Source organism: Sphingobium sp. C100, from assembly GCF_000508185.1.
Taxonomy (GTDB): domain Bacteria; phylum Pseudomonadota; class Alphaproteobacteria; order Sphingomonadales; family Sphingomonadaceae; genus Sphingobium.
The window spans coordinates 20,167-27,410 of record NZ_AYOY01000178.1 but is presented as its reverse complement, the minus strand read 5'-3'; the positions used below and the strand labels follow the sequence as shown (position 1 = coordinate 27,410).

Here is a 7,244-nt window from a genome sequence, read left to right as displayed (position 1 = left end):
GGCGGGTTGCCGCCGCCGCGCCGCTGCGCGCCGGGCAGCGCACCGCGCTGATCGAGCAGTTCGTGATCGTCACCCGCGCCACGATCAAGGGCAGCATCGTCGTCGCCATCGTGCAGGGTTTCATCGGCGGGCTGGTCTTCTGGGCGCTGGGCATTCAGGGCGCGCTGCTGTGGGGCGTGCTGATGGGCGGCTTTTCGCTGTTGCCCGCGATCGGCACGGCGATCGTGTGGGTGCCTGTCTCCATCTATCTCTTCGCTTCCGGGGCGATCTGGGAGGGGGTGGTGCTGGTGGCATGTGGCGTGCTGGTGATCGGCATGGTCGACAATGTGCTGCGCCCGATCCTGGTGGGGCGCGACACGCGCATCCCCGACTATGTCGTGCTGATCTCGACGCTGGGCGGGATCGAGATGTTCGGTTTCAACGGCATCGTCATCGGCCCGGTGATCGCGGCGCTGTTCATCGCGACCTGGAATATCTTCACCCGGATGCGCGGCGCGGACGCGGACGCGGAAGCCGCAGCGCAAGAGTAACGGCGACGCGCCACCGCGAAGTTCACAGTGTCGTCGCGCTTTTGCGGCCGGAAGTACCGCATAGGTAACGGTGACGCGCCAGTGACGCGCCACCTGCGCCACTGTTAGGCGCCAGTGACGCGCCGGCGGCGCGCCGGGCACGCGCCACCGACGCGCCGGTGCGGGCCGGGCGATCGGGATGCGTGCGGGTGCGAGGATGTGGCGGTCCATCCGTCAGGATAGACCCGATGAAATCCTACATTGGAAGAGGTTTTGAGCGGGGGCTGGTAGCGACCATTTTCGTCATCCCAGCGAAAGCTGGGATCTCGGGCAATGATGCGCCAGACCCACTGAGACCCCAGCTATCGCTGGGATGACGACCAGGGATCAGGAAAAGCGGACCGCCCGTCCGCAACCCACCCGTCCCGGCCGTAACCCGCGCCGTCCCTATTCCTCGCCGAACTTGTCCTCTACCAGCGTCACGAGCTTGCCGAGCGCATCGGCGGCTTCCGGGCCGGTGGCCTTGATGATGATGCTGTCGCCCATGGCCGCGCCCAGCATCATGAGGCCCATGATCGATGTGCCGGTGACATGATTGCCGTCCTTGCTGACGGTGATGTCGGCGGGGAGGCCGCTGGCCAGGGTCACGAACTTGGCGCTGGCGCGGGCATGAAGGCCGCGCTTGTTGCGGATCAGGACTTCCCGGCTGAATTCATTCATGTAGTGCTGCCCAATAATTCCGACGCGACGCTGATATATTTCTGCCCCGCCTCGCGCGCAGCGGCGACGGCGGCGCGCACGTCCATCACCTTGCGCGCGCTTTCCAGGCGGATGAGCATGGGCAGGTTGATGCCGGCGATCACTTCGATCTCGCCCGCCTTGAGCAGCGAGATGGCGAGGTTCGAGGGCGTGCCGCCGAACAGGTCGGTCAGCAGGATGACGCCGGCACCGTCGTTGACGCGCGCAACGGCAGCCGCAATGTCCGCGCGGCGCAGTTCCATATCGTCTTCCGGGCCGATGCAGATCGTCGCGATCTGCTGTTGCGGCCCCACGACATGTTCCATGGCGACGACGAATTCGGTCGCCAGCGACCCATGGGTGACGAGTACGAGTCCGATCATGTGCTTGTGCGGCCCACCTTTGTCATGATTATGCTTTCGGGCCTCCCGGACGGCGCTTCTCCAGACTGTCCTGGGGCGCCGATTCTATATTGCGGTGCAGAACCGTGGGGGAAAAGCCCGCCGCTTGCAAGTGCCTCGCGACGCGATCGGCGACATGGACGGAGCGATGCCGCCCCCCGGTGCAGCCAAAGGCCACGGTGACGTAGGTCTTGCCGCCTTCCGCATAGCGGGGCAGCAGGGTGACGAGCAGATCCTCGATCCGGCCCACCGCCGCCTCATAGGCGGGATCTTCCCGGATATAGGCGGCGACGTGCGGGTCCAGCCCGGTCATGGGACGCAGCGCGTCGTCCCAGTGCGGATTGCGCAGGAAACGCATGTCGAACATCAGGTCGGCATTGCGCGGCACCCCGCGCGAAAAGCCGAAGGACAGGATGGTCAGCACCGGTTCCGACAGGCCTTCGCGCGAAAAGCGGCTGCGGATTTCCTGTTGCAGCGCATTGCTGGTGAAGCTGGTGGTGTCGATCACCTGGCTGGCCCAGCGGCGCAGCGGCTCTGTCAGTTCGCGTTCGCGCGCGATGCCGTCGGCGGCCGGGCGGTCGAGCGCGAGCGGGTGGCGGCGGCGGGTCTCGGCGAAGCGGCGCTCCAGCTCTGTGCCCGAACAGTCGAGGAACAAAGTCTCTATGTCATGGCCATGGCGTTCGCGCAGCGCCTTGATGCGCTGGACGATGGCGTTGGCGTCGAAACCGCGCGTGCGCGCGTCGATGCCCAGCGCCAGCGGCCGATCATCGGCGGTGCCATGGCCGGCTGGCAGGGGCGTGTCGAGCAGCCGGTCGAGCAGCATCAGGGGAAGATTGTCGACCACTTCCCAGCCCATATCCTCCAGCGTCTTGAGCGCCGTGGTCTTGCCCGCGCCCGACAGCCCCGACACCAGCAGGATCGCCTTGGGGTGCGAGGGCGTCATAGCGGCGCCAGCGTCCTGAGCGCCAGTTCGACCTTGATCGCGGCGGAGACTTCGAAGGGGGCGATCTTGATGACCGGGATCTGCATGCCGGCGACCGCGCGGAAGACGGGTTCGAGCGGCATCCGGTCGACCTGGTCGAACAGGTCGGCCAGCAGGGCGACGGGTGCGTCCATATGGGGCATGGATATGATGCCCAGGCTCCGCACCTCCATCTTGCCCGCGATCGTGGCCGGCGCGGTGGCGCGCAGCGCGCCGTCGACGCGCTGGACCAGGGTATAATCGTCGCTGACCAGTATCGCGCCGCGATCGATCAGGCGCAGGGCGAGGTCGGATTTGCCCACGCCGCTGGGTCCGCACAACAGGACGGCGCGGCCGTCAATGGCCACGCTGGTCGCATGAAGCGTTTCGGATGAAGGGGTGCGCGCCATTATAGATGCCGTTCTAGCCGCTGTCGGCGGCAATTAAAATGGCGGATGGACGGGCGGGAATCCTATTCCGAAACGATTCCCGGATCGCGCGCCAAGGCCATGGGCAGGCGGACGACGAAACAGGCGCCGCGCAGCGCGTCTTCGCGATCGCCGATGCAGATCCGGCCCTGATGCCCTTCGACGATGGAGCGGGCGATGGCGAGGCCAAGGCCCGAATGTTTGCCGAACGTCTCGCCTTCGGGGCGGACGCTGTGGAAGCGGCGGAAAATATGTTCGCGCTCGGATTCGGGGACGCCGGGGCCTTCATCCTCGACGCTGACCAGCACCTGGTCGTCGGCGACGGTGGCGATGATCCGCACCAGCCCGCCTTCGGGCGAGAAGGACACGGCGTTGTCGATCAGATTGTCGAGCACGCGGATCAGGCGCCCTTCCTCGCCCAGCACCACGGCGACATCCTTGCGCGGCCGCGCAAAGGCAAGGCGCACGCCACGGGGCACGCCGCGCGCTTCGCGGGCGATCACCATCTTTTCGATGAGCAGGCCAAGGTCGATCGGTTCGAAACGGGTGCGCGAAAGTTCAGCGTCGACGCGCGAGGCTTCGGCGATGTCGGTGATCAGCCGGTCGAGCCGGCGCACATCGTCCTGCGCGATCGCCATGAGCTGCGCGCGCAGGTCCGGCCGGTCCACCCGGTCGAGCGAATCGAGGGCGGAGCGGAGCGAGGCGATCGGGTTTTTGAGTTCATGGCTGACATCGGCGGCGAAGGCGTCCGTCGCGTCGATCCGCTGGCGCAGGGCGATGCTCATGTCGGACAGGGCGCGCGCCAGCATCCCGATTTCGTCGCGCCGTTCGGGCAGGCGCGGCACCGTGACTTCGCGCGCGCGGCCCAGGCGCACGCGCACGGCGGCGCGGGCGAGGCGCTGAAGCGGCTGGACGATGGTGCGGGCGAGGAAGAGCGAGAGGAGGATGGAGGCCAGCACCGCCGCGCCCAGCACCAGCCCGAGCCGGAACCGTTCGGCCCGGACGGTGCGGGTGATGTCGCGGGCATTTTCGGTCGCCAGCAGGCTGGTGCCGTCCTTCATCTGCACCGCCGCGGAAATCATGAAGGTGCGGTCGGGGGCGTAGCGGTTCACCGCCTGGGGTCGGCCGGTGGCGCGCGCATCGGCGACTTCGGGCCAGGCGTCGGCGCGATCGATGGCCGGTTCCTCGAAATCGGGCGGCCGGTCGGCGGAGACGACCCGGTCCATCAGCTTGTCCAGGAAGCGCGCGACATGCCGCTGCCATTCCTCTTCGGAAGGCAGGCGCAGGCGATAGCGCGGCGCATCCATGGCGAAGCTGTCGGCGATCAACGCGCCGGTCGCGTCATAACGCCGCACGCGGTCCCCGGTCTGGCGCGAATAGGCGGCGATGAGCGGGTTCTGCCGGTCTCCCGGCGCATTTTCGATGCCGATGGCGAGCAGCTTGAGTTCACGCGCCGATTGCTCGAGCCGATCATCGACGATGCGCGTGCGATAGCTGTCGAGATAGAAGAAGCCGCCCGCCAGCAGGGCGAGCGCGAACACGTTGACCGCCAGGATGCGCGGGGTGAGGCTCAGTCGCCCCGACCAGCGCACCGCGGCGGGCACATGCTCATTCCTCCGAGAATCGGTAGCCGGCGCCATAGAGGGTGTCGATTGCATTGAAGTCGGAATCTACCTCGCGAAATTTGCGGCGCAGGCGTTTGATATGGCTGTCGATGGTGCGGTCATCGACATAGACATCGTCCTGATAGGCGGCGTCCATCAACTGGTTACGGTTCTTGACCACGCCGGGCCGCTGGGCAAGCGTTTCCAGGATCAGGAATTCGGTAACGGTCAGCGTCACGTCCTTGTCCGCCCATTTCACCCGGTGCCGGGCCGGGTCCATGGCCAGGCGTCCGCGGATGATCGGCTCGGCCACCGGCTCGTCGCTGGCCTCTGGCGTCTTGCTCGCTTCCGCGCGGCGCAGGATGGCGCGAACGCGCGCGATCAGCAACCGTTGCGAAAAGGGTTTGGAGATATAATCGTCCGCCCCCATCGCCAGGCCCAGCGCCTCGTCCAGCTCGTCCGCCTTGGACGTCAGGAAGATGACGGGCATCTGGTTCTTTTCGCGCAGGCGGCGCAGCAGTTCCAGCCCGTCCATGCGCGGCATCTTGATATCGAAGACCGCCAGATCCGCCGGATTGTCGAGCAGCGCCTTTAGCGCCCCTTCGGGATCGGAGTAGATGCGCGTCATGAACCCTTCGGCCTGAAGCGCGATCGACACGGAGGTCAGGATATTCTTGTCGTCATCCACCAGAGCGATGGTTGCGGTCATGCGTCGTCCCGAAATGTGCAGGGTGGGCGGAGCCCGAGAGCGTTAAACCATGACAGGCATCGCCGCAAGGAAGGCGGACCGCAACGGACTTAACATGGATAGCGAAATTGCGGATGCGCGCGGCGCCGTCAAGGTTTGACGCTGGGGTCGGGAGGTCCTATGCCATTTTCCGTCTGCTGCCGGACCGTCATGGCGCCTGGCAGACGGATTCATCGTGAACATGATCACATGCGCGACATGAGAACACATATCAGGAGCAAAGGCGTGCAGGCCAAATCCTCTATCACCCTGGTCGACCAGGGCATTTCCACCCATGCCACCCAGCATTGGAATCTTGGCACCGGATCGCTGGTTGAAGCCGCGGTCCGCAATGGCGAAGGCAAGCTGTCCAAGGACGGCCCGCTGGTCGTCAGGACCGGCAAGCACACCGGCCGCAGCGCCAAGGACAAGTTCATCGTGCGCGATGAAACGACCGAGGGATCGGTATGGTGGGGCGATGTCAACAAGGCGATGAGCCCGGCGCATTTCGCCGCGCTGAAGGCCGACTTCTTCGCCGCGCTGGGACAGAAGGAGGCGCTCTATGTCGCCGACCTGTTCGGCGGTTCGCAGCCCGAACATCGCGTCAATGTGCGCGTCGTCAACGAACTGGCCTGGCATAATCTGTTCATCCGCACTTTGCTGTGCCGCCCCGATGCGCAGGAACTGGCCGGGTTCCAGCCCGAATATACGATCATCGACCTGCCCAGCTTCAAGGCCGATCCGGCCCGGCACGGTTGCCGCAGCGAAACCGTGATCGCCGTCAACTTCACCGAAAAGCTGATCCTGATCGGCGGCACCGCCTATGCCGGCGAGATGAAGAAGAGCGTGTTCGGCCTGCTCAACTATCTGTTGCCCGCAGACGGCATCATGCCGATGCATTGTTCGGCCAATATCGGCCCGAACGGCGACACCGCCGTCTTCTTCGGCCTGTCGGGCACCGGCAAGACCACCTTGTCCGCCGACGCCAGCCGCACGCTGATCGGCGATGACGAACATGGCTGGTCCGACACCGCCGTCTTCAATTTCGAGGGTGGCTGCTACGCCAAGATGATCAACCTGTCGGCCGAGGCCGAGCCGGAGATTTTCGCCACCACCAAGCGGTTCGGCACGGTGCTGGAAAATGTCGTGATGGACGAGGACAGCCGCGAGCTGGACTTTGACGATGCGACCCTGGCCGAAAACAGCCGCGGCGCCTATCCGATCGACTTCATCCCCAATACGTCGGAGAAGAATTTGGGGCCGGTGCCCAAGAACATCATCTTCCTGACCGCCGACGCCTATGGCGTGCTGCCGCCGATCGCGAAGCTGACGCCCGAACAGGCCATGTATCATTTCCTGTCGGGCTATACCGCCAAGGTCGCGGGGACGGAAATCGGCGTGACCGAGCCGACCGCCACCTTCTCCACCTGCTTTGGCGCCGCCTTCATGCCGCGCCATCCGTCGGTCTATGGCAATCTGCTCAAGGACCGGATCGCCAAGGGCGGGGTGGACTGCTGGCTGGTCAACACCGGCTGGTCGGGCGGCAAGGCGACGATGCCGGGGATCAAGCGGATGCCGATCAAGGTGACGCGCGCGCTGCTGAATGCCGCGCTCGACGGCAGCCTGAAGAATGCGGAGTTCCGCGCCGACCCCAATTTCGGCTTCCAGGTGCCGGTCGCGGTGGCGGGCGTGGACAGCAAGATCCTCGATCCGCGCGCGTCCTGGGCCGACGCGACTGCCTATGACGAAACGGCGGCCAAGCTGGTCAAGCAGTTCGTCGACAATTTCGCCCAGTTCGAGGAGCATGTCGACCAGGGCGTGCGCGAGGCGGCCCTGACTGCGGCCTGATCGTGGCCTGATCGCCGCCGGATTGCGA

Annotated in this window: 8 protein-coding genes; 2 read left to right on the top strand and 6 right to left on the bottom strand. The window is 65.7% G+C overall.

The features are described 5' to 3' along the window. Nucleotides 1-530: AI-2E family transporter (locus C100_RS42535; protein WP_024021237.1), on the top strand; the 530-nt coding region annotated here is incomplete at its 5' end. 426 nt (nt 531-956) lie between these two features. On the opposite strand, the gene C100_RS42530 is transcribed toward C100_RS42535, so the two are convergent. The 6 genes from C100_RS42530 to C100_RS42505 all read right to left on the bottom strand — a co-directional run bounded on the left by C100_RS42530 (nt 957) and on the right by C100_RS42505 (nt 5,350). Continuing rightward, the gene (locus C100_RS42530) at nt 957-1,229 is read right to left on the bottom strand and encodes an HPr family phosphocarrier protein (protein ID WP_024021236.1); all 273 of its coding nucleotides are present in this window, start codon (nt 1,227-1,229) and stop codon (nt 957-959) included. Then, on the bottom strand, nt 1,226-1,630 hold the full coding sequence (locus C100_RS42525; protein WP_024021235.1) for a PTS sugar transporter subunit IIA: 405 nt from the start codon (nt 1,628-1,630) through the stop codon (nt 1,226-1,228). The genes C100_RS42530 and C100_RS42525 overlap by 4 nt, the downstream gene beginning before the upstream one ends. 28 nt (nt 1,631-1,658) lie before the next feature. Next, on the bottom strand, nt 1,659-2,591 hold the full coding sequence (gene rapZ / locus C100_RS42520) for an RNase adapter RapZ (RefSeq protein WP_024021234.1): 933 nt from the start codon (nt 2,589-2,591) through the stop codon (nt 1,659-1,661). Continuing rightward, nucleotides 2,588-3,019 carry an HPr kinase/phosphorylase gene (locus C100_RS42515; protein WP_024021233.1) on the bottom strand — a complete coding sequence of 144 codons (432 nt, stop codon included), beginning with the start codon at nt 3,017-3,019 and terminating at the stop codon, nt 2,588-2,590. Before C100_RS42515 ends, rapZ begins: the two co-directional genes overlap by 4 nt. 62 nt (nt 3,020-3,081) lie before the next feature. Beyond that, entirely contained in the window at nt 3,082-4,677 is a 1,596-nt protein-coding gene (locus C100_RS42510; protein WP_024021232.1) for a sensor histidine kinase, read from the bottom strand. Beyond that, entirely contained in the window at nt 4,646-5,350 is a 705-nt protein-coding gene (locus C100_RS42505; RefSeq protein ID WP_024021231.1) for a response regulator transcription factor, read from the bottom strand. The genes C100_RS42510 and C100_RS42505 overlap by 32 nt, the downstream gene beginning before the upstream one ends. A 264-nt stretch (nt 5,351-5,614) precedes the next feature. Between C100_RS42505 and C100_RS42500 the strand changes: the two genes are divergently transcribed. Next, nucleotides 5,615-7,216 carry a phosphoenolpyruvate carboxykinase gene (locus tag C100_RS42500; RefSeq protein ID WP_031310050.1) on the top strand — a complete coding sequence of 534 codons (1,602 nt, stop codon included), beginning with the start codon at nt 5,615-5,617 and terminating at the stop codon, nt 7,214-7,216. Nucleotides 7,217-7,244: the final 28 nt, after the last annotated feature.

Bases quoted from the DNA above. Each gene is read 5' to 3' on its own strand.
- C100_RS42530 (WP_024021236.1), bottom strand. From the start codon at position 1,229: ATGAATGAATTCAGCCGGGAAGTCCTGATCCGCAACAAGCGCGGCCTT.
- C100_RS42525 (WP_024021235.1), bottom strand. From the start codon at position 1,630: ATGATCGGACTCGTACTCGTCACCCATGGGTCGCTGGCGACCGAATTC.
- rapZ (WP_024021234.1), bottom strand. From the start codon at position 2,591: ATGACGCCCTCGCACCCCAAGGCGATCCTGCTGGTGTCGGGGCTGTCG.
- C100_RS42515 (WP_024021233.1), bottom strand. From the start codon at position 3,019: ATGGCGCGCACCCCTTCATCCGAAACGCTTCATGCGACCAGCGTGGCC.
- C100_RS42510 (WP_024021232.1), bottom strand. From the start codon at position 4,677: ATGGCGCCGGCTACCGATTCTCGGAGGAATGAGCATGTGCCCGCCGCG.
- C100_RS42505 (WP_024021231.1), bottom strand. From the start codon at position 5,350: ATGACCGCAACCATCGCTCTGGTGGATGACGACAAGAATATCCTGACC.